This is a genomic window from Vibrio sp., from assembly GCF_047973365.1.
Lineage (GTDB): Bacteria > Pseudomonadota > Gammaproteobacteria > Enterobacterales > Vibrionaceae > Vibrio.
The window spans coordinates 37504-59042 of the sequence record NZ_JBKEBW010000004.1 but is presented as its reverse complement, the minus strand read 5'-3'; the positions used below and the strand labels follow the sequence as shown (position 1 = coordinate 59042).

Sequence of the window (21539 nt, the reverse complement as noted above, 5' to 3'; positions counted from 1 at the left end):
CCGGAAATGTTTATGATTTTGCTCATGTATAAATTTGTGCTTCCTCACACTCTACTGCTCACTGTTCAGGATAAAAGCTCTTTTAACGTCAAAGGCTTTTGTGTTAATCCTAAATTCTGTGCCGCCGTATTTCCATGCTTATCTTGATAGCATAGATTGTGCCATGCACGATAAATGTCGAGTAATGGCAGCAAGCCACCGGGACGTAATTTGCGTCTTGGTTCATTAATGAAGGATTCAAACAACAGTTGAAAACGCTGTTGATAAAACGCGGTTTGCTTTACCGAAGCCTTTTTTAACCAAGCTTGAGGATCTGGATGTGCTCCCGCCAGATAACAGATACCTTTTGAGCCATTTTGTTGGTGAGCTATCGCCCATCTGTCTCGCCACCACCCCATGAGAACAATATCAACTTTGTCAAAAGATAGCGTATCTTGCCAGTCTGCATCTTCTTCAACATACATTAAGTCAATGTTTTGACGTCTGATCCTCGATAGACACACACTTAAAGCGGCTGAGCGAAGAAGCGGATCCTGAGGCATGAAGATAGAGACATGCTTATCAATGTCGCACATATCCAACACATGTAGGTAGTGTGCGTAGGAGGTGTATGGGGGACGAATCAATGCTCCTTTCGAAGGGTAGTTAAAGATGGATAAGTTCCCCATAGGATCTTCAACGTTGCCGCGCGCCAGAATGGTCTGATATTGTTGATCAATTCTTTCCCTCAATATGGGTGAAGGTGCCGGCTGTGGTAGGTTCGCTTCTGAAGAATGCTCTCGTGAGACGAATCGCGCTGGGAGTTCATAAGGGTTGTGATCTACGGAACCAATAGGCTCTTCTTTAGCGGAATAATTAACGTGCTGGCAGAGAATATAACCGGTATTTGCCTCACCAGTGGCAATCCATAATACGCCATTGCTACTTTTAGGCTGCAGCGCCATGTAATGCGAAGAGAACTGGAAGCTTTTAGCGTGGTTAACCCAACGCGCGTCAATCATAGCCAGTTTTCTACGACAGCGACTCGCAATGTGATCGATGTGGTCATAAAAAGTTTTTGGATTGATATCGAGTTTGCGGCAGATTTCTCGCACTGAGTAACCCATGAAAAGCAACCCGAATAAGGTTTCTTGGAACAGTAATTTGTTGTTAGATCCAGACCATTTATCGACAAATGTAGAGTGGCAAGATTTGCAGCGATAACGTTGACGATCGCCGCTATAGCCAAAAGCATGGTAAAGATGTTTGTGAGTATGGACAGAAAGTCCCGCGTTTTCACATTCAAGATTACGACAAGCGGGTAGGCCGTCGCTGTGAAGTTGGCGTAAACGAACCAGTTCGTTTAACACTTCTTTATTGTTAAGTAAGGGGGGGAAGGCACCGCACTCACGACAAACCATCGTTGGACGCTTAGGATTTGCGCGTTGCAAAACATACCGTTCTGCTTCACTCAAACCAAAGTTGTCACACGCCAATGTTTTACAAAAGTTGAGCTGCAAGCCATCAGCATCCGCAGGTAATTGGTCGGTCGACACGATCTCCCCCTCGGGAATAGTGGGGTTGCCAAACGCGCTACTTGGCAACCTATTAATAAATATCGAATTACATCTTGATAGCAGTTTCAAGTGCCACTTGCATCATTTCATGGAAAGATTTTTGACGATCTTCAGCACTGAGTTTCTCACCGCGTAGAATGTGGTCAGAAACTGTTAAAATGGTCAGCGCTCGAGCGCCTAAATCTGCTGCAACACCATAGATACCCGCCGCTTCCATGTCGACCCCCAGAATGCCAAGTTTCTTCATTTTTTCGAAGATTTCTGGTTCTGGTGTGTAGAACAGATCAGCAGAGAAAATGTTACCTACTTTGACATCTACTTTTTGCGCGCGAGCTTGAGCTACTGCGGTTTCAAGTAGTTCGAAGTCAGCGATTGCCGCGAAATCATGGCTGCTAAAACGAATGCGGTTAACTTTAGAATCCGTTGATGCACCCATACCGATAACCACGTCCATCAGTTTTACATCGTCACGTACGGCACCACAACTACCTACACGAATAATGTTCTTCACGCCGTATTCAGCGATCAGCTCGTGAACGTAGATACAGCATGACGGAATACCCATACCGTGACCCATGACAGAAACTTTTTTGCCTTTATAAGTACCTGTGTAACCGAACATATTACGTACGTCACATACCTGCTTCACGTCTTCAAGGTAAGTCTCTGCGATGAATTTTGCACGAAGCGGATCTCCAGGCATCAATACTGTTTCAGCGAAGTCACCTAGTTGTGCGTTAATGTGTGGGGTTGCCATCATTGTTCTCCAAAAATGTTCAGTCAATTAAACAGTGTCTCATATTAAATTACTATTTCTGTTGACTGATGATTTGTCTGTTGCAGCAATATTAGTGAGTAACGTTAAGGTTTCTTGCGATTTTGCTCACAAAAAAGGCGGCATCGTTCCTTTAGATATTACTTAATAACTAATTATGTTGAATTTGATAAAGCAATCGTATCTGCAAAGCCGTTCGTGGTGAGCTTGTTCGCAGAGTCTGAGAAGTAAACTCGCTGTTATATTCTACACCGATAGTTGATCATTAAGCGGAAAGAGAAGTAACCTTAGATGTGTATAAGCAAGCAAGGGATAAAGAAATACATGTTGCGTAAGTTATTGGTAGTGGGCTGCATAGTGGCGTCCAGTTTTATGACAAAAGTGTTAGCAGCCACTTATGACTTTCCGATGGAAGGAAGCAGCATGGTGGGAAATGCCCAATACCATGTGATTGAAAAAGGTGAGACCTTAGCGCAAATCGCCAAACAGTACGACATCGGCTTTCTAGGCTTGATGGCTGCCAATAAAGGCGTTGACCCTTTCCTGCCACAAGAAGGCTATGTACTTACTATTCCTTCACAAATCATTCTACCTATGGTGCCTTATGAAGGTATTGTGGTGAATCTTGCAGAATTGCGTCTTTACTACTTCAAGCCAGAAGAGCGAAAGGTACATATTTTCCCTGTCGGTATTGGTCGAATTGGACGCGATACGCCTGAAATGGAAACCAAAATAAGCCAGAAACGGCCAAATCCAACTTGGACGCCACCGGACTCTATTCGAAAAGAATATCTGCAAAAAGGCATTGAGTTGCCAAAAGTCGTCCCTTCAGGCCCGGAAAACCCATTAGGTGAATACGCACTTCGTTTAGCGTTTGGCAATGGTGACTACCTGATCCATGGTACCAACAAAGATTTTGGTATCGGTTTACGTGTCAGTTCTGGTTGCATCCGTATGGAGCCCAAAGATATCGAATGGCTGTTTAGCCAGGTTGAGCGAGGCGAAAAGGTACGCATCATCGATGAGCCTGTGAAAGTTGCATTAGAACCAGACCGAAGTGTCTTTGTTGAAGCACACGAACCGTTAACGCGTAGTGACGGCAGCAAAAAAGATCTGGTTCTGCCTGTTGAGCTAAAATGGTGGCTAGACGAGTTTGATAAGTCTGAAGTGAAAGCGAAAGCGGTAATATTGGCGCAAAACGGTGTGCCAGTGGAAGTGGTCGCACCACAATTTGATTAAGTTCAGTCCACTGAAATAGCGAAAGTTACCTATAAACAAAGTTATATACGAAAAAGCCGCTTTACAAGGCGGCTTTTCATCAGCAGAACAGTATTAAGACACCTGCCATTGAATCGTTTCACCAGCACGAATCGGAACTACGGTTTCACCGCCGAAAGGCATGCTCGCCGGAACATCCCATGACGTTTTGCTCAACGTTACTGTATCTGTGTTACGAGGCACTCCGTAGAAATCTGGTCCATTGTGGCTCGCGAAAGCCTGCAAATTTTCCAGTTTACCTTCTTGTTCGAATACTTCCGCATAAAGTTCTAACGCTGCGTGAGCGGTATATGAACCTGCACAGCCACAAGCGGCTTCTTTCTTACCTTTGGCGTGAGGTGCAGAGTCTGTACCTAGGAAGAATTTCTTACTGCCTGAAGTAGCGGCTGCCACCAGAGCATGTTGGTGAGTGGCGCGTTTTAGAATCGGCAGACAGAACAAGTGAGGGCGAATACCGCCCACCAACATGTGGTTACGGTTAAACAACAGGTGGTGCGCAGTAATGGTGGCGGCCACATTGTCTGAAGCGCTTTTCACAAAGCTAACCGCTTCTGCTGTTGTAATGTGTTCCAACACGATTTTAAGGTTCGGAAAATCGTTGACGATTGGAGCAAGCACGGTTTCTAAGAAGGTTTTTTCACGGTCAAAGATGTCAACTTCGTGAGTGGTCACTTCGCCGTGAACAAGCAGTAACATGCCTTCTTCTTGCATGGCTTGCAAAACAGGGTAGATATTTTTTGCATTGGTCACGCCCGAATCCGAATTGGTGGTTGCCCCCGCTGGGTAAAGTTTTGCAGCAACAACTGCACCAGAAGCTTTAGCTTGACGAATGTCTTCTGCAGAGGTGTTATCGGTTAAATACAGCGACATTAGCGGTTGGAAAGCCACACTTGGATTTTGCGCCATGATGCGTTCACGGTAAGCAAGCGCCATCTCTGTATTGGTTACTGGTGGGACTGTGTTTGGCATAATAAGCGCACGCCCGTTATAGCGGCTGATATCACGCACGGTATCCGCAAGGACTTCGCCGTCGCGAAGATGAACATGCCAGTCGTCAGGACGAGTGATCGTAAGTGTTGTCATGAATTGCTCCCACCATGAAGTCATATGAATGATTGGAGCCTAAAGCGGAGTTTTGCTTCACGCAAACGCTTCCGTTTAGGCGACAGGATGATAGAGTAAATGGGTTGTCATTTCATCTTTTAATTTGTGTCTTCTGATTGTTTAGAGCATTTTTTCTCGGCTAATTGATTGAAATGATGGCTCATTTGTGTCATTCATAGCGCCTCTATGTTCGCTAAGCGTAGCGTGGATGAGGGAATCATTTTCCCAACCACTATTTTTCTAACTGATTATTTTTTAAATTGATGGTTTTTCTAACTGATAGGTAAGGATGTGTGCCATGTCGTCAGCCGTACTTTCTCAAATCAATGTTTATCCAGTGAAATCTGTGGGTGGACTTTCGTTGTCTACTGCCTGGGTTGAAAAACAAGGTTTGATGTTTGACCGACGATTTATGCTAGCGTTAGCGGACGGCAGTATGGTGACCGCTCGTAAATATCCACAAATGGTTAAGATTCGATCGACGTTGACGCCTGATGGTCTGATATTTACCGCGCAAGGCAAATCCCCCCTTTCTATCCGATATGCTGAGTTCAAAATGCAGGAGTCACCTGCAACGGTTTGGAATGACAACTTTATTGCTTATACCACAACGGATGACGCCGATGATTGGTTTAGTGAGGTTATGGGGCAACGTGTTGAACTGTTGTTTACCGGTCAGCAATCAAACCGTGTACGTGAAAAATTTGGTCACAATGTCAGCTTTGCCGACGGCTACCCACTACTCATCATTAGCCAAGGCTCGTTAGACGAACTGAATCGTCGCAGCACTGAACGTCATAGCATGGATCAATTTCGAACCAATCTAGTGATATCTGGTAGCGAACCTTTTGCGGAAGATGGCTGGAAACGCATCCGAATTGGAGAGGTGGAATTTGAAGCTCTCAAACCTTGTGAGCGCTGCATTATGACCACGGTCGATCTTGAAAAAGGCCAGTATCGTCCAAGCAAGGAACCTTTACGCACCCTGTCTCAATTCAGAGCGAATGAGAGAGGTGGTGTGTTTTTCGGACAGAACCTTGTCGCGAGAAATGAAGGTATGATTTATGCCGGAGACAAAGTTGAAGTTCTCGAATACAAAGAAAAAGAGCTCTACCCAGATTTAGGTCAGCGTCACTATCTAATGACCTGCGTAGAGCGTGAAGAGATTGCTCGTGATTTCGTGACCTTTTGGCTTGAACCGCAACATGGCGTGACGCCAAATTATCAACCGGGGCAATATTTACCTATCGACATTGTGGTGGATGGAGAAAATGTAGGCCGTTTCTACACTTTGTCCTCCAGTCCTTCACGTCCGGGCCGCTTGGCCGTCTCAGTAAAACGAATTGATGGTGGGCGTGTATCTAACTGGTTGCTGGATAACCTACACGTTGGTGACACACTGACAACCCAAACGCCAGATGGTAGCTTCCATTTATCGACAGAGCACCATAACCAGCCTTTATTGCTGCTTTCTGCCGGAAGTGGCGTGACCCCAATGCTGTCGATGTTACGTTACTTAGCTGATAACAAACCGATTCGTGATGTGGTCTTCTACCATCAGTGCCGTACCATTGAAGATATTCCATGCCGTGAAGAGTTAGAAAAAATGGAATTGGAACATCCTGAGCTGAAAGTGTTTATTTCGCTGACTCAGCCACCCGTTGACTGGTTTGGTCTGAAAGGGCGTTTATCCTTGTCACACCTCAAACAGGTGAAAGATGTCGCTGCACGCCAGGTGTTTGTGTGTGGGCCGGATGGATTTATGCAAAAAGCGAAGAACTTACTGCTTAAGCAGGGTGTCGCTGAGCACGCTTATCATCAAGAGGCATTTGGTGTTCAACAAACCGTAAAAGAATTCAAAACATTGCAACTGAGTGTCAACGGCAATCTGTTTGAAGGTAACAATCAAACGACTTTGTTGGAGCAAGCAGAAGCGGCAGGCGTTCCGATTGCCAACAGCTGCCGTGCTGGTTTCTGTGGTGCGTGTAAAGTGAAGGTTGAATCAGGTAAGGTTCATCAGCCAGATGTCCCTGCATTGCAAGACCATGAGCGTAATATAGGGATGGTTCTGGCTTGCTGTTGTGTACCCGAAACGGATATCGAAGTGGTGAACTAAGGCGTGATTCCCCGCTTTATAAAGACAGCCAACGATTATTCGCTGGCTGTTTTTCTCTCTCATATTAAAGGGTATTGCCAAGCACAAGTTGGCATAGCTGTTCAAATTGCGCTGTATTGCCAGAGAAAAGCTCATCAATAATCAGCTGTAATTTTGTGCCAGAGAGCTTGCGTTTCATCGCTTCTCTCACTAGCAAAGAGACATGATGTTCTTTGTTGATCACTCCCTGCTGATCAGGCTGCCAGCGAGCAAACTGTTGGCTTAAACTATTTTCAACCAGCTTTGGTTCAAGTTTTTTAACTTCAGCTTTTAGCACTTGTAGTAAATGCGGGTACACTTCGTCATTCGTTTTCGCCGACTGAATGCTATTCAGCACAGCAGAGCTCAGTTCGGTCAGTTTTATAAAACCAGATTGATGTGGAAATTCATCTCTCAGGCGAACTGAAAAATCGATGCGAGTGATGTGAGTATTTGGCAGAAACGTTAGCGAGCATAAACATTCAATGGGTATCCAAATTGTCTGACCGCTTTCAATGGCATACTCTTGTTTACCCAGTTTAAATAAAGCAAGACCACGGTTAACTTTGACTAAACTATGCTTAGTCGCTCGCTTACGTGGCGTGACTTCCAAATATGGAAATAAGCAGATTTCAGATTGAATAGCGTAGTTCATACATAGCCTCACTCATTTAAGGGCGCTAAGATTAACGTTTATCTACTGAAAAGCCAAATATCGTCTAGAAGAGAGGGTAATCTGGCAGAAACTATTTTGTTGTTTTCTGGTCTGACCTTGTAATTTATGTGCTTATGTTAGCTGCGAGCCAATGCGAGTACGCGTAGAATAGCCCCGTTTTTTATTTGATGTACGAGAATATGACTTCAACCACTGACCCGTATCAAGAGATTCGTCCTTACAATGATGACGAAATTCCTGCCGCCATCGAACGTCTAATCAATGATGAAGAATTTATCACCGCGATCATTGATCATCGTTTTGAGCGTCAACCGTCATGGCTAAAAGCGATGATGGGTCCATTCGTAAAAGCTTATCTTAAGTTTAAGTGGGCAAAACTTACTTCCGTTGACGCAATTCAAATTGAAGTGAAAAAATATTTAGAGAAGACACTAGAACATACCACTAAAGGTGTGACATATAGTGGCTTAAGCAAGTTGGATAAGAACACGGCTTATCTATTTGTGTCTAACCATCGTGATATCGCGATGGATCCTGCTTTAGTTAACTACGGTTTGCATGAGTCGGGTCACCGCACAGTTCGCATCGCAATTGGTGATAACTTACTGAAAAAGCCATGTGCGACTGAACTGATGCGCTTAAACAAAAGCTTCATTGTTAAACGTTCGGCGAAAGCGCCACGTGAAATGATGAAAGCACTCGGCACACTGTCGGCGTACATTAAGCACTCGTTGGATACTGGCCATTCGATTTGGATTGCTCAAAAAGAAGGTCGCGCTAAAGACGGTAACGATTTTACTGACCCTGCTATTCTCAAAATGTTTAACGTCGAAGGTCGTAAACAGAAAATTGAATTTCCGGAATACATCAAATCGCTCAAAATTGTTCCAGTGTCAATTTGTTACGAGAACGACCCGTGCGATATTGCCAAAGCTCGAGAGTTGTATGAAAAAGCCACTTATGGCAAGTATGAAAAAGGCGAATTTGAAGATATTGAAAGTATTATTCAAGGTATCATTGGCGACAAAGGTCGTGTGCATGTCGCGTTTGGTGATGTGATCACTAACACTTATGAAACACCAGATGAACTCGCGCAAGAAATAGACCGCCAAATTCACGCCAACTACAGGTTGTTTCCTATCAACTTATTAGCGGCGGGAGAGGAAAATGCAGATATCACGCCTGCAGTCAAAGCGAAGTTAGAGCAAAAACTTGCGCAGTTGCCACTCAACGCACATCAATATCTTATTGATAGTTACGCAAACCCTGTACGTAATCGTTAGCAATTAATACCGTTCTGGAAAACTTTCTGATCAGTGAATGGGTGTCGATAAGCAAACCCTCCGAGCCATGGATGGCTCGGCGGAGCCCCATGGAAGGACGCTCTTATAAAAAATAAGGGCGTGTTTGTGTTCGATGCCCATTCGCTGCTCCACTAATGCCTAATTTGATCATATTTTTACTTAGAACGGTATAAATTAGGTGGTATATCAAAAGGAGAAGCGAATAAGCTTCTCTTTTTGATATTCTGATGCGTGACTAGCGAGCGACGGCACCACCTAAAGTTAAGTTGCTTGGCCATTTTGTAATGACATTCCCACCCAGATAAATATTACCTTTTACGGTCATCGTTTCAGGGAAAGTGGTAATTTTGGAACCACCTATATAGAGACTCCCTTCAATCACAATACCTTCTGGCAGTTCTGCTAATGGTGTTCTCGAAACGCATAAGTCGCCTTTCACTGTCATGTTCGGTGGCAGTTTCTCTAGTGGTGTATCCGTAAAATTTAGGTAGCCGCCCACTTGAACTCGTGCTGGCCAATTTTTAATTTTGGAACCGAGAAAGTTGGCGTAACCACGAATTTTTGTGCCTCGTTGTAGGCGCTCAAGTTCGCTGTTTGATGCATCTAAACTGCCCATAACGGTCAAGCCTTTTGGCAGTGCCTTAATGGATGTTTTGGCGATATTGAGATTCCCCTTGATCTCTAACCCGTCAGGCAAACTGGTGTAAGGCTTGTTTCTCAAGTCGAGGTTACCGTAATTATCCAAATGATTCAGTATTTGGTACTGGTCGAGAGGTGCTGCATTCAGTGGATATGTGCAAAAAGCCATACACAATGCCCAAGCAGATAAACGCCAGGTTGAGAAAAACATGTTGTTACTAAATCTCTTAACGATATGGTATTAATGATAGTATCGGCAGGAGTGAGAATGTCTTCAATTAGCACAAAATCACATGGGTAAGATCACAAAAGCGAGCTAGGCACTCGCTTTCGAAGGAATATTATCGCATCAGTGAACGGGACTTAAGTTCAAAGATCAGCTTTTCTGCACTTACTTCAAATTTGAAGCGTGCATTCAATTCAGTTGTGTTGTCATCAATAGGTGTAGATTCGAATTCCACTGCGGCACAAACATCTTTTGCTAGAGCCACATACTTATCTAATTCGCTTTTTAGCTGGTCTTTATGGGGCGCGAAAATAGTCACTTCAGCAACTTCATCACCTTCTTTGATAAAAAAGCCCATTTCAGCAGAACAACCACAAGCCTCACAAACTTGGTTCACTTCACAGCTTTCATCACTCATTTCAACATCCTCTTGCAAAATTTAAGAACATTCTAACTCTGTATCAGCAGGTGTTCCAGATAAATGATAATGCAACAATGTATGAGTGCGGATTACTATTGTTGACTTAGCTAACAGAAATAGGAGTGTGATAACAGTCGTAAATTAGACGTTCTGGTGACATTTTTTGGTTATTAAATGAGTTGATGCATTGTCATACCCACTGGTTTGTAAGATTATTCTGTAGCGGAAATGAATATGTTTTATGGATTATTTCCTTATCTGGATGAAATTTTAAAGGATATTTTATTCATTCAAAGTGAATGAAAGAATATTTTCTTACAAAGTGGATTGATTGCTGAAGCGATTCGGCAATTTTGGATTCATTTTAATTTTGATGAATTTGTACACAAAAAGAGCTATTAAGATGCCGAAGCGTAGTAAAGAAGATACAGAAGTGACCATTCAAACGATTATGGATGCTGTTGTCGACCAATTGTTAAGATTAGGCTATGACAAGATGTCATATACCACACTAAGTCAGCAAACGGGTGTCTCTCGTACAGGCATTAGTCACCACTTTCCGAAAAAGACAGATTTTGTTCTCGCACTTGATGGTCGAATATTTAACTTATTTGCTGCACATCTGGATTTTGACCATGGTGTGGAATCATTCGCAAATTCATGGCTTAAGGCACTAAACAATGCAGAATTCTTAGCTGTTTTACGTCTGTTTTTTCACCATATCGTCTCAGCAGATAAAGCGGAAGAATTTTCCTATAAAGGGGTAGGGCGCATGTACAAGCTTGCCCATGAAAAATTAGGCGAAGGAAGTGATAAGCAAGTCGAGTGGCTAATTGGTAAATCATTGATCGAAATGAGTAAATAATAGCTTATCTGTTTTTAAGGGCTTGCATTTGCAAGCCCTTTTCATTTTTACAGCAAATTTATTCATCATAATGGTGCAGTGTGGGGTGGTGAGCTCCCTTGTTTAGTGAATGCTGTTATAGTCGGTAGTGATATTAACTGCCTGATTTTTATTAAGATAGTTAACCTGTTTGTTATATGAAGTAAATACAGAACAACGTACTTTTGCCTTATTTTTGGAACGCAGATTGCACATTGATGCACATAACAATAGAAAAATAAGGAAATTTTATGCACTTAATGCCTGAGGAAAAAGGGTGGCTGCCTTGGTTTGGCAATACTGGAAAACTAGCTATGCGCAAGGCATGTTGGTTTAACCGTAAACGCAAAACATCTCTGGAACAAACTTTTGAAAATATTGCCAATACTCGTGTAAAAATTTTAACGACCTGGGCTGGAAACCAATGGTCATTCCTATACGACGCTGCTATTTCTCTGTCGACAAAATCTCCCCAAGAGTATAAAGAAACCTTAAACCGACTATTAAAACGTAGTGCGGATCTCTCTGAATTATTTATCGTGTCAGCTCAAGGTGAGATTCTAGAATCCACCTTCCAATCACAGAAAGCCAAAAAGGTATTCTCGATTCAAGCACTAAACGAGGGATTAATTAAACCATTTTTACATGGACCCTATCGTGATGATGTGACTTTAGCTGTTGGTCCTTCTAGTTCTCACTTCCATGACGAAGTGACACTGATGTTTTATCAGCCTTTAGATCTTAGTGACGGCTCTAAAGGCTGCCTTTGTGGGCGAATTCCTAATGATGTTATTGGTGATTTGATCCAACGCGAGGCAGGGCACATTTACAGTGAATCAGGTGATAACTATCTGTTTATGGTCAACTCCCATTTTGACCCTTCCATCAAACAAGGTGTCGCACTGTCACGCTCGCGATTCGAAGACAATCACTTTTCCCATGGCGAGAACTTAAAAGACGGGGTGAATACCAAATGGGGGGGGGGGTTCGAGTAAGCCGTCATACGGAATTTGAGATTATGTTCAATGATCCTGCGACCAATAAACTGCACCCAGGGGTAAGGGAAACCATTAAAAATGGGCACAATTTGTATATCGATTATCCTGGTTACTCTGACTACCGCCATATCCCGGTGATAGGGAAAGGGGTGACGTTTACTATGCCTGGTTCTAAAGATCGCTGGGGAATGATGTGTGAATCCGATCTCGAAGAAGTATATCGTCATCGTTCAATTTCGCAAAAACTCGACCAGCAATTTACATTAAGTGTCTTTGGACCATTGCTTCTCCCTTTTATTGTTCAGATGTTTTATCCGCTAACATCTGAGCAGTTTCTGTCGCTGTCGGTTGTACTTGGTTTGATCGCGATTGGTTTATTCCATAAATCAACAGCCAAACCTATGGCGACCAACCTTGAAAGTATGACTCAAGTGATGCAGGTTCTTGCTGAAGGTGATGGCAATTTAACTCGTCGCTTGGACGCGAGCCAATTTAAATCTGATGAGACTGGAGATCTGGGACGATGGACCAACAGTTTTATTGATAGCCTCGAGGGCATCATTCAGGAACTGGTTTTTGCCAGCAAAGAAGTAAAAAATGTTTCTGAATCAATGTTCCGTCGCAGTCAGTTACTTCTTACCAGTAGTGATATGACGGCGACATCTATAACCGACATGCTCTCGCTCGCAGGTGTACAGAGTCGGGAAATCAACAGTGCGAATGATACGGCTACTGAGATGCATGAGCTGATGAAGCAAACTGTTCATGCGGCGCAACTGGAGTATCAAAAGGCGGCTGAAAGTGCTCAGGACATTAAAAATATCGTTCAATCGTCCGCACAGAGTGTGAATGAAGTGAACGAGGAAATGCAGAAAATTGGTAACATTGTCTCTGTTATTACAGAGATCACAGCGCAAATCAATTTACTTGCACTTAATGCGGCTATTGAGGCTGCACGAGCGGGCGAGCATGGCAGAGGATTCTCCGTCGTTGCGGATGAAGTCAGGGTATTGGCGAACAAGACATCGCAAGCGGCTAATAGCATTGGTGAGTTGATGACGGCGCTGCATACCCAGTCTGAGCGAGCGGTGAGCTACATGCAAGAAGGTATCACCAATGTGGAGAACAGTACTCAAGTTGTTGATGAGTCGTCGCGCAGTGAACGTCTGCAAATATCGGTAACTGGATTGTTTACCCTAATTCAGGGTATCGCTCGTAACAGTGAGGAGCACAGACAAACTGCAGATGAAGCTCAATCGACAGTTCTCAAGCTTCAGGAGGCGTCATCACAGTTATCGCGCAGAACCACGCTCATGCAAAACTCGCTTCAGCGGCTAGATCAATTGGTCGGTCGTTTCGAAGTGCGTAAAGCGTCATAGCAATAGGGCGGGGGTATCCCGCCTTCATTTTGGTCTTTGTGGATTTTTAAGCTAGGTGGCTGGTTTTATAAGTTAGGTGAATGGTTTCATAAACTGGGTGAATGGCTTTTAAGCTGGATGACGGGTTTTCACTTCCCGGCGCCAAGGGAATGCAAACGCAGTAAAGATAACAACAGCATACAGCATTGACCAACCCAAGCAGATAAACACACCAGTGCAAAGAATTAAGGCAAGAGCAGCAAGAAGCTTCTGCAAGCCTGACAACAACTTATAGGCTGCTAACATGGCAAGCAGATACACCAAAACAAACACACCATTGGCAAGCTTGAGGAAAAACTCCAAATCTAGGTTGGAATATTCACCAACCAGACATGATACTAACAACACACCAAAGACCAGTCCTGTCGCTTTTGATGGTACGCCTCGTTTGGACAATTGAGCAAAGGAACTTTCTGGGCGGTATTCACGAGCTTGAGCCCAAACCATTCTTGAGAGACTTTGGGTATATAAATTAATGCTGGCAAAACATGCGAAGAAACCGATGATACTTATGATTGATGCCAAACGAGGACCAAACAGTTTATCACTCAACCAAGGAATAGAAGTACTGTCGAACTCTGAGGTACCAAAAGCACCAAACTTCAAAATAACGACTGAGCAAGCCCAATAAGTTGCACCAGCAACGAAACATCCCACTAAGATGGCAATTGGAAAATCGCGTTGTGGATTTTTGAATTCTTCCCCCATGTGAGCAAAGGCTTCAATACCGACGAAACACCAGAACATCACTCCTAATGCCGCACCGATGGACCAAATAGCGTTAGTATCCAGTGCTGGCATAGCTAAATCTGCCGCTGTTACGTCGCCAATCCAAAGAAATGAGGCAACGAGAACGAAGATGCTTAGTGCAATGACCGTTTGTAGTCGGCCGGAGGATTTTGTACCTGCTAGGTTTACGCCAATAAGCAGTGTCAAAGTGAGCACTTGAGCTAAGATGGCATTATTGAACTGAGCAGGTAACAATTGCTGTAAAAAGCCCGCAGCTAAGGCGACAGCCGCGGGTACGCCTACAGGAATGACGCTTACAAATAGCCAGGCCACGGCACGTTCTAATCGGGTGTTATACGCTTTTCGAACGAAATATGCAGTGCCTCCAGCGTTAGGGTACTTTTTACCTAACGCTGCGAAAGTTAAAGCAACAGGGCAGACTGCCACAAACAAGATTAACCAAGCCCAAAGTGAAAAGTGGCCGGCAATACCAGCCGCAATGGCTGGGATCATAAACAATCCGGTTCCCATTAGAGTGGTCGACAGTTGACCAATACCGGAGAGTAAAGTGATCTCTTGCTTGAGTTGATTCATGAGTTCATTCCCTGATTGTTATTATGTTGCCAAGCTTACTCAAATCTGGCTTGTGATGCATCTTGCAAAACGGTTTGCATGAACGCCAAAGTGACATTTTTTTCCCTAAATACCGCCATTTTGACGTTGAAACTCTTTTCATAGCGAAACTTGCTGTTAATTGCCAGTAGTCTAGAAATGCAAATTGTGTCAAATTAACCATTAATCAACGGGATAAGTTGGTTATTTTTCGAGGTTTCTTGAGGAGGAAGGCTTGAAAAACAATAAGAATGGGAATGTGCAATGGATAAATTTGACAGACAAATCATAGAGATACTGAAAGGGAATGCAAGAGCTTCAGTGAGTGACATTGCCCGTGAAGTAAATCTTTCTCGATCAGCCGTAACGGCACGAATTAAGAAGCTAGAACAAGATAAAGTCATTTTGGGTTATCACGCCCAAATTGCGACATCTGATCACACCAATAATGTGTGTGCCTATTTCGCCTTAAAGTTCGATACTTCTGCGAGTTTGCATTCCTGTGAAATGTACGCGCAGAAAATTTATCTGATCTCGGGTGTCAAACGGTGTCACGCCATCAGTGGTGAAACCGACATGATGCTGTATGTCGAAGTGGAAAGTATGGCAAAGTTAAATGCGATTCGAGATGAGCTGCAAAGCTACCCACAACTGCGCCATTTAATGACGCATACGGTTTTAAAAGAGTTATTTGATACATCTTCTTCAACAAACATAGCATCGAAGAAATAAGGAATATATTTAAATGACAATGACAGTTTGGCTATCACTTTTCACTATTTGCCTATTAGGGGCGATGTCACCTGGACCTAGTTTAGCGATGGTGGCAAAACATAGCCTAGCAGGTGGACGCCATAATGGTTTAGCAACGGCTTGGGCGCACGCTTTTGGCATTGGTATCTATGCTTTTATTACCTTGATTGGTTTGGCAGTATTACTTCATCAGTCACCATTACTGTTCAAAACTATTAGTTATGCAGGTGCTGCTTACTTAGCTTATTTAGGCTTTAATGCTTTACGTTCGAAAGGTGGTGTGGCAGCAAAACTGGAATCAGGAGAAACAGTAAGTGCTTGGCAATCTGCTCGTGAAGGCTTTCTCATTTCACTGTTGAGCCCCAAAATTGCGTTATTCTTTATTGCACTGTTCAGTCAGTTTGTTGCAGTAGGACATGAACTCAGCAGCAAAGCTATTATCGTCGTGACGCCGTTTGTTGTGGACGGTTTATGGTATACCTTTATTACGTTTCTTTTATCCAGCCCACTGATTCTCAATAAACTGCGTTCAAGAGCTGTTTTGATTGACCGCTTGTCTGGCGTTGTGCTGTTGCTGTTAGCTGCGCGAGTATTATTTACCGTTTAGGCTTATCAGTCGTTGCTTCATGAACGATGAAATAGCGCCTTGTTTCGAGGCGCTATTTTAATATTTGGGTCTGCTATTCACTTCTTCAAACTCACCATCGATAGTATTTCCGTAGTTGTTATTGTTCTGAGCTTGATAGAACGGCCGGCGTTTCATTTGATTTTGCAACCTTTTGCCCGTGATGAGCGCTGCAATTGTCAGCGGAATGGCGAGTAACAAACTAAATGCAATGGCAAAAAATCCAGTAATGAGCGTCAGTGCGGTAATAATAAATCTGTTCATTGTCTGCTCCTGTTTAATTGTCTTTATCCTAATCGAGCGTAGATGAATTAAACATGAACAGATCGATGAAAGACCAACGGCTTGATTCCCAAATGGTTAACATTAACTAAAAAAAAGCCGCTCTTATCAGGGATGGAGCGGCGAATCGGGGGGGTATGTCTTCAGAAGCGACGACTGGACAGTACAGCAGTGACTTCGTCAGTATCGGTTATTATTATGTTGTGGAGGTTAATTCTCTATTTTTGTGGATACGTTTTGTAACGAACGCCCATCATCTGTTCCATACAATGAACTACTTGGCAACTGTATCCAAACTCATTGTCGTACCAAACGTACAGCACGCAGCGGTTGTCTTGAGCAATCGTTGCTGCACCATCGACTACACCGGCGTAACGCGATCCAACAAGATCTGAGGAGACAATTTCTGTTGATTCTGTGTAATCAATTTGCGCAGAAAGTGCTGAATTTAGAGCCATTTCTCGGAGATATGCATTGAGTGTTTCTTTATCAGTACCTTGTTCTAAGTTCAGGTTAGCAATTGCCATTGAAACATTGGGGGTTGGCACTCGGATTGAATTACCGGTCAGTTTACCCGCCAGTTCAGGTAGAGCTTTCGCAACCGCTTTTGCTGCGCCAGTTTCTGTGAGCACCATGTTCAGTGATGCTGAACGACCACGTCGTGCGCCGCTATGGAAGTTATCAATCAGGTTCTGGTCGTTGGTGAATGAGTGTACCGTTTCAATGTGCCCAGATACGATGCCGAATTTATTATTCATCGCTTTTAAAATCGGCGTGATAGCGTTTGTAGTACAGCTTGCGGCAGAAATAATGGTGTCTTCAGGTTGAATAACCGACTCGTTAACACCGAATACGATGTTCTTAATATCCCCTTTTCCTGGCGCAGTAAGTAGCACTTTGCCTACGCCTTTTGAGCATAAGTGTCTACTTAGACCTTCGCTGTCTCGCCATATACCCGTATTATCTACCACGAGTGCGTTATTGATATCATAACTGTTGTAATCAACCTCTTCAGGAGCGTTGGCATAAATCACTTGGACGAAATTGCCATTCACTATGAGGGCTTTATGTTCGTTGTCTACGATGATGCTGCCGTTGAATTGGCCGTGTACTGAATCACGTCGCAACAAACTTGCTCGTTTTTCTAAATCGCCATGTTTACCACCGCGTACAACAATTGCTCGTAGTCTTAGTGGGTAGCCTGGGCCACTTTTTTCGATCAGTAGGCGAGCCAATAAACGACCGATGCGGCCAAAACCATAGAGAACCACGTCTTTGGGTGGTGTAATTGCGCTTCCGTTAAGGTTGCTATGCAGGGCGGTATGAATAAAGTCATCCAAACCATGTTCATCGGTATGCTGCTGCCAAAATTGATGAGCAAGTTGTCCAATATCAATGCGGCATGGTGAAAGGTCTAGTTTTGCCAAACGTTGCAAAATGGGCATGGTTTGTTGTAGAGAAAGCGCTGTTCCAGTGTAACGGCGGGCAATTCGATGAGTTTTTATGACGTCAATAGTTGCGGCATTAATCAGCGTTTTACCAAACAAAGTGATTTCAACACCTTTCAGACGATAGAGTTGACCGATAATCGGTAACATCGATTCTGCTAAAGTTTGGCTGACTTGCCAATCAAGTAAATGTTTTTCTGGGCTCATTGCTATAAACCTTTCACGTTATGTTGAGCGAATACCCACAGTTTTTACTGCGTTTGGTATTGGGGATAAATATTGTTATTTTTATGTGTCAGGATTGTAATGGCTAATATGTTATTCTGCTAGAAAAAATAATATCAAAATATTTGTCTGATAAATTAATTCTATTCAGTGTCTTCATGGATTATTTTAAGTGTTTATACGTATTGACAGAATGGTGGTGAGGTAACTTATTTTGCGACTATCTGGCGAAATGTCTTATTTTGGCTTTAACTCATTCTAATATTTCACTCATTTATTAGGTGTAAATCATTCTATCTACGGAAAAAGTAAACATTAAAGGGCGCTAGAACCCCTTTAATGTATGAGCGTGAGAAATATGGCGTTGATGAAACTCTGAATAACAATTTATACCAATCATATTAATTACCTGATCAAGTGGACATTGAGTATCGATAAGCAAACCCTCCGAGCCATGGATGGCTCGGCGGAGCTTCATGGACGAATTGATGCGTGTTTGCGTTCGGTGCTCATTGTCTAAGACTGAACAGTTTAATAGTGAAATTGGTATTATTGGTTCGCTGCCACTGGAGGTCTAGGGATAGCGATGTTTTTTCTGCTGGAGAGTAATGCCATAAATTCATAAGGTGGCACGGGTTGAGAGTACAAATAACCTTGGTGCTCATCACACTGTTCTGTGGCAAGTAGATAAAGTTGTTCATCATTCACAACACCTTCAGCGGTGACGATTTTACCCATGTTGTGACCAAGCTGAATAATGGTACGTACCAGCATGTGGTCATTGTGGTTTAAACAGCATTCGTCAATGAATGATTTGTCGATTTTTAACACATCTATCGGCAACTGCTTTAAGTAGTTCAATGAAGAGTAAGCAACACCAAAATCATCAATAGCGACACGAATACCTAAGGTCCGCAAATCGTGGCAAGCATCAACAATGCGTTCTGGTTGCTGCATCAATGTTGTTTCGGTGATCTCAAGCTGCAATAGTTGAGGATTAAGCTGCGAATCTCGCAGAGCTTTTGTCACCACATGGAATATGTCATCGTAGAGAAACTGTACGGTTGAAACGTTAACTGCAACGCAGATGGGATGTCCGAGTTGATCCCATATCTTAGCTTGTTGACATGCGGTTTCAATAACCCAACGTCCGATAGGAATAATTTGCTGGCTGCGCTCTGCCACACCGACAAATTCATCCGGTGCGATGATACCTAAATCTGGATGTTTCCAGCGAATGAGTGCTTCTGCACCATGAACTTTATTGGTTCTGATATCGACCTTGGGTTGGTAATAGAGCGCCAATTGTCCTTTTTCGATTGCGTCGCTAAGTTCGCGTTCTATTTGATAGCTACGTATTGTTTCTCCGACTAGGTTTTCGTCAAACCATTGGATACTGTTCTTGCCAGATTGTTTCGCCCTTTTTAGTGCAATATCGACGTTGCGACACCAGATATCAGTGTTGAACGCTGCAATGTCCAAAGAAGCAATACCAATACTGATAGTCATAGTATAACTACGTTTATCAAGGTGATACTCGGCACGACATGCTTCCAATATGTAATTTGCCACTTGCTGAGAATAGAAATTTATGTCGTATTTATCCTGTAGCAATACTGCGAACTCATCGCCACTGAGGCGATAAATATTAATACGATTGAAATCTAAACTGCTTAAACGTTTAGCAAATTGGATTAATAGCAGGTCACCTTGTTGGTGACCTAATGAGTCGTTAATTTGTTTAAAATCGTCAAGATCTAACAATAACAGAGCGAATTTAAACCGGCTGTTTTCACCGGATATTTTGGCTATGGATTCAAGCTCTTGTTTGAATGCTTTCCGGTTTGACATTTGAGTCAGAAAATCCGTAAGGCTGTCTTTGCGGTAGCGTTCGACTTCTCTGCTTAATTTTTGCTTATAAAAAGTTCCGCCGGTAGCGAAAATAGCAATAGCAGAAAGTTCAATCGCTGCTTGTATAAACTCAAATGTCTGGACGCTAGTAATATGGGGGATATAAACACCGATAATACTTAAGGCAACCACTATCGGCCACAGTGAACCGGGGAAAATAGCAATGTAACAGAGTGGAATCAAAATAAAGGACTGAGAAAGCACGCTAATATTGAGTGGTTCAAAATAGCTTCCGGTGAGCAGTAGCAGTAGCGTTATAATGGATAACACACCTTTAAACCATATACTGCCCATGAAATAAGCTGCGAGCATACACAGTGGATAAACAAAGTAATAACGAGCGAGTGCCTGATGTTCTGTTAATAAGGTATAGCTTACGGCGCTCACTGCGAGCAGAAATAGAATCGTGACAAGAAAGTGTTTTTGGTCTGGTTTGTTGCTCGTAATTGTAGTGGAATCCATGGATCATCCTTTTCCTATCTGTAACCACTAGATAAACGAATCTCGGCAATTAAATCGAATACCTGAATTCCAGTGTAGACTTTGTTATTGCCAAATATTGAGCAGTATGCAGAAAAATGTAGCAAAAAGTTCGAAGTTGCATCGTCGTTTCACTTTTGATACACAATTGGGGCAAAAAATAACCCTCACACGAGAGGGCTATTTTTATCATTCTTTATGGATCTTGCTAATTGGCTTCAACTCATTGATTGGCAACCAGTTAATGGTCACTCCAGCTTGCAGGAACATATCTTGACTCACCTTAATTTTATCTCCCCAACGAGAGAGGAAATCTTCAGTTTGCTCTGGACAATGTACAGCTGATATCCCGGTTTGGATGATTTTCGCTGCACAGTTTGGGCAAGGGAAATGAGTTACGTAAATCTCACAACCGTCTAAGTCCCGTTTAGCAAACAGAATGGCGTTTTCTTCAGCGTGTAGCGTTTTGAGATATTTCATATCTCTATCGTCAGTGTTTGCGCTGTCCGAAATACCATGTGGGTAACCATTAAAGCCCACGGACACAATTCGATTTTGTTTTGTAATAACAGCCCCTACTTGAGTTGAAGGGTCTTTACTCCAAGAGCCAACAAGTTCTGCCATTTGGTAAAAACGTTGCGCCCATTTCGAAATCATAGTCAGGTTTCCTCTGCTGAGTCTTATGTTAGGTTTTAGACCATTTCTTTGTTACTTAAAGCCATTACTTCGACTTCAAATCATTGGTGGTTAATAATATCCTGATTTCCAGTCATTTAACAATTTCGCCGTAAGCTCTCGCCCGATAGGGTGGTGAGAAGCCACTCTAGGAAAACATATCAAATCAAAAGCAGCTGAGCCAAGTTTGTGCCTGTTGAGTGATACCATTCTAGCCGCTACCTCGGTTAACGTTTTAGTTGTTTGTGTGTTTTTTGAATATTTTTCTTTTGGGGCGTCAGGGTCTATTGCGTCTTATAACGACAAAACTGATAATGTTTGTTCACTTCGTTAAGTGCTAGATATTGAATATACTCTTCCTACTTGAAGCTGCAGCGCTTTATGTGC

At 43.0% G+C, this 21539-nt stretch carries 17 protein-coding genes and 1 pseudogene; 7 read left to right on the top strand and 11 right to left on the bottom strand.

Annotated elements, in window-relative coordinates:
• Positions 1 to 65: 65 nt before the first annotated feature.
• Together ACK5MF_RS00630 and deoD are read right to left on the bottom strand one after the other, a co-directional pair.
• On the bottom strand, positions 66 to 1535 hold the full coding sequence (locus ACK5MF_RS00630) for a transposase (RefSeq protein ID WP_416918370.1): 1470 nt from the start codon (positions 1533 to 1535) through the stop codon (positions 66 to 68).
• 67 nt (positions 1536 to 1602) lie between these two features.
• Complete coding sequence (deoD, locus tag ACK5MF_RS00625; RefSeq protein WP_416918368.1) at positions 1603 to 2313, bottom strand: purine-nucleoside phosphorylase; 711 nt, start codon at positions 2311 to 2313, stop codon at positions 1603 to 1605.
• A gap of 342 nt (positions 2314 to 2655) precedes the next feature.
• Between deoD and ACK5MF_RS00620 the strand changes: the two genes are divergently transcribed.
• Entirely contained in the window at positions 2656 to 3570 is a 915-nt protein-coding gene (locus ACK5MF_RS00620; protein WP_416918366.1) for a L,D-transpeptidase family protein, read from the top strand.
• Between the two features lie 93 nt (positions 3571 to 3663).
• Here ACK5MF_RS00620 and pyrC read toward each other — a convergent pair whose 3' ends face one another.
• A complete protein-coding gene (gene pyrC / locus ACK5MF_RS00615) occupies positions 3664 to 4692 on the bottom strand; it encodes a dihydroorotase (RefSeq protein ID WP_416918364.1) in 1029 nt (342 codons plus the stop codon).
• A gap of 319 nt (positions 4693 to 5011) precedes the next feature.
• On the opposite strand from pyrC, the gene ACK5MF_RS00610 reads away from it, so the two are divergent.
• Positions 5012 to 6829, top strand: a complete 1818-nt coding sequence (locus tag ACK5MF_RS00610) for an MOSC N-terminal beta barrel domain-containing protein (RefSeq protein WP_416918362.1) — start codon at positions 5012 to 5014, stop codon at positions 6827 to 6829.
• Positions 6830 to 6893: 64 nt separating this feature from the next.
• Here ACK5MF_RS00610 and ACK5MF_RS00605 read toward each other — a convergent pair whose 3' ends face one another.
• Positions 6894 to 7502, bottom strand: coding sequence for an AraC family transcriptional regulator (locus tag ACK5MF_RS00605; protein ID WP_416918360.1), 609 nt, complete (start codon positions 7500 to 7502; stop codon positions 6894 to 6896).
• 200 nt (positions 7503 to 7702) lie between these two features.
• Between ACK5MF_RS00605 and ACK5MF_RS00600 the strand changes: the two genes are divergently transcribed.
• Entirely contained in the window at positions 7703 to 8806 is a 1104-nt protein-coding gene (locus tag ACK5MF_RS00600) for a 1-acyl-sn-glycerol-3-phosphate acyltransferase (RefSeq protein ID WP_416918358.1), read from the top strand.
• Between the two features lie 256 nt (positions 8807 to 9062).
• Here ACK5MF_RS00600 and ACK5MF_RS00595 read toward each other — a convergent pair whose 3' ends face one another.
• Both ACK5MF_RS00595 and ACK5MF_RS00590 read right to left on the bottom strand, forming a co-directional pair.
• Entirely contained in the window at positions 9063 to 9635 is a 573-nt protein-coding gene (locus ACK5MF_RS00595; protein ID WP_416918356.1) for a hypothetical protein, read from the bottom strand.
• 172 nt (positions 9636 to 9807) lie between these two features.
• Positions 9808 to 10110 carry a YfcZ/YiiS family protein gene (locus tag ACK5MF_RS00590; RefSeq protein ID WP_416918354.1) on the bottom strand — a complete coding sequence of 101 codons (303 nt, stop codon included), beginning with the start codon at positions 10108 to 10110 and terminating at the stop codon, positions 9808 to 9810.
• Positions 10111 to 10516: 406 nt separating this feature from the next.
• On the opposite strand from ACK5MF_RS00590, the gene ACK5MF_RS00585 reads away from it, so the two are divergent.
• Positions 10517 to 10978 (top strand): TetR family transcriptional regulator, encoded by a 462-nt coding sequence (locus ACK5MF_RS00585; protein ID WP_416918352.1) that lies wholly within the window; start codon positions 10517 to 10519, stop codon positions 10976 to 10978.
• A 269-nt stretch (positions 10979 to 11247) separates the two neighbouring features.
• Positions 11248 to 13373 (top strand): annotated as a pseudogene (locus ACK5MF_RS00580) (methyl-accepting chemotaxis protein).
• Between the two features lie 108 nt (positions 13374 to 13481).
• On the opposite strand, the gene yjeH reads toward ACK5MF_RS00580, so the two are convergent.
• Positions 13482 to 14735: an L-methionine/branched-chain amino acid transporter gene (gene yjeH, locus ACK5MF_RS00575; RefSeq protein ID WP_416918350.1), complete on the bottom strand. Its 1254-nt coding sequence runs from the start codon at positions 14733 to 14735 to the stop codon at positions 13482 to 13484.
• Positions 14736 to 15017: 282 nt separating this feature from the next.
• Here yjeH and ACK5MF_RS00570 point away from each other — a divergent pair, with 282 nt between their 5' ends.
• Both ACK5MF_RS00570 and ACK5MF_RS00565 read left to right on the top strand, forming a co-directional pair.
• Positions 15018 to 15485: an Lrp/AsnC family transcriptional regulator gene (locus ACK5MF_RS00570; protein WP_416918348.1), complete on the top strand. Its 468-nt coding sequence runs from the start codon at positions 15018 to 15020 to the stop codon at positions 15483 to 15485.
• A 13-nt stretch (positions 15486 to 15498) separates the two neighbouring features.
• On the top strand, positions 15499 to 16113 hold the full coding sequence (locus ACK5MF_RS00565) for a LysE family translocator (protein WP_416918346.1): 615 nt from the start codon (positions 15499 to 15501) through the stop codon (positions 16111 to 16113).
• Positions 16114 to 16170: 57 nt separating this feature from the next.
• On the opposite strand, the gene ACK5MF_RS00560 is transcribed toward ACK5MF_RS00565, so the two are convergent.
• From ACK5MF_RS00560 to ACK5MF_RS00545, 4 genes are all read right to left on the bottom strand, one after another.
• Positions 16171 to 16395, bottom strand: coding sequence for a hypothetical protein (locus ACK5MF_RS00560; protein WP_416918344.1), 225 nt, complete (start codon positions 16393 to 16395; stop codon positions 16171 to 16173).
• A 236-nt stretch (positions 16396 to 16631) separates the two neighbouring features.
• Positions 16632 to 18068 carry a glyceraldehyde-3-phosphate dehydrogenase gene (locus tag ACK5MF_RS00555; protein WP_416918342.1) on the bottom strand — a complete coding sequence of 479 codons (1437 nt, stop codon included), beginning with the start codon at positions 18066 to 18068 and terminating at the stop codon, positions 16632 to 16634.
• Positions 18069 to 18635: 567 nt separating this feature from the next.
• Positions 18636 to 20459 carry a putative bifunctional diguanylate cyclase/phosphodiesterase gene (locus ACK5MF_RS00550; RefSeq protein WP_416918340.1) on the bottom strand — a complete coding sequence of 608 codons (1824 nt, stop codon included), beginning with the start codon at positions 20457 to 20459 and terminating at the stop codon, positions 18636 to 18638.
• A gap of 207 nt (positions 20460 to 20666) precedes the next feature.
• A complete protein-coding gene (locus ACK5MF_RS00545; protein ID WP_416918338.1) occupies positions 20667 to 21134 on the bottom strand; it encodes a dCMP deaminase family protein in 468 nt (155 codons plus the stop codon).
• Positions 21135 to 21539: the final 405 nt, after the last annotated feature.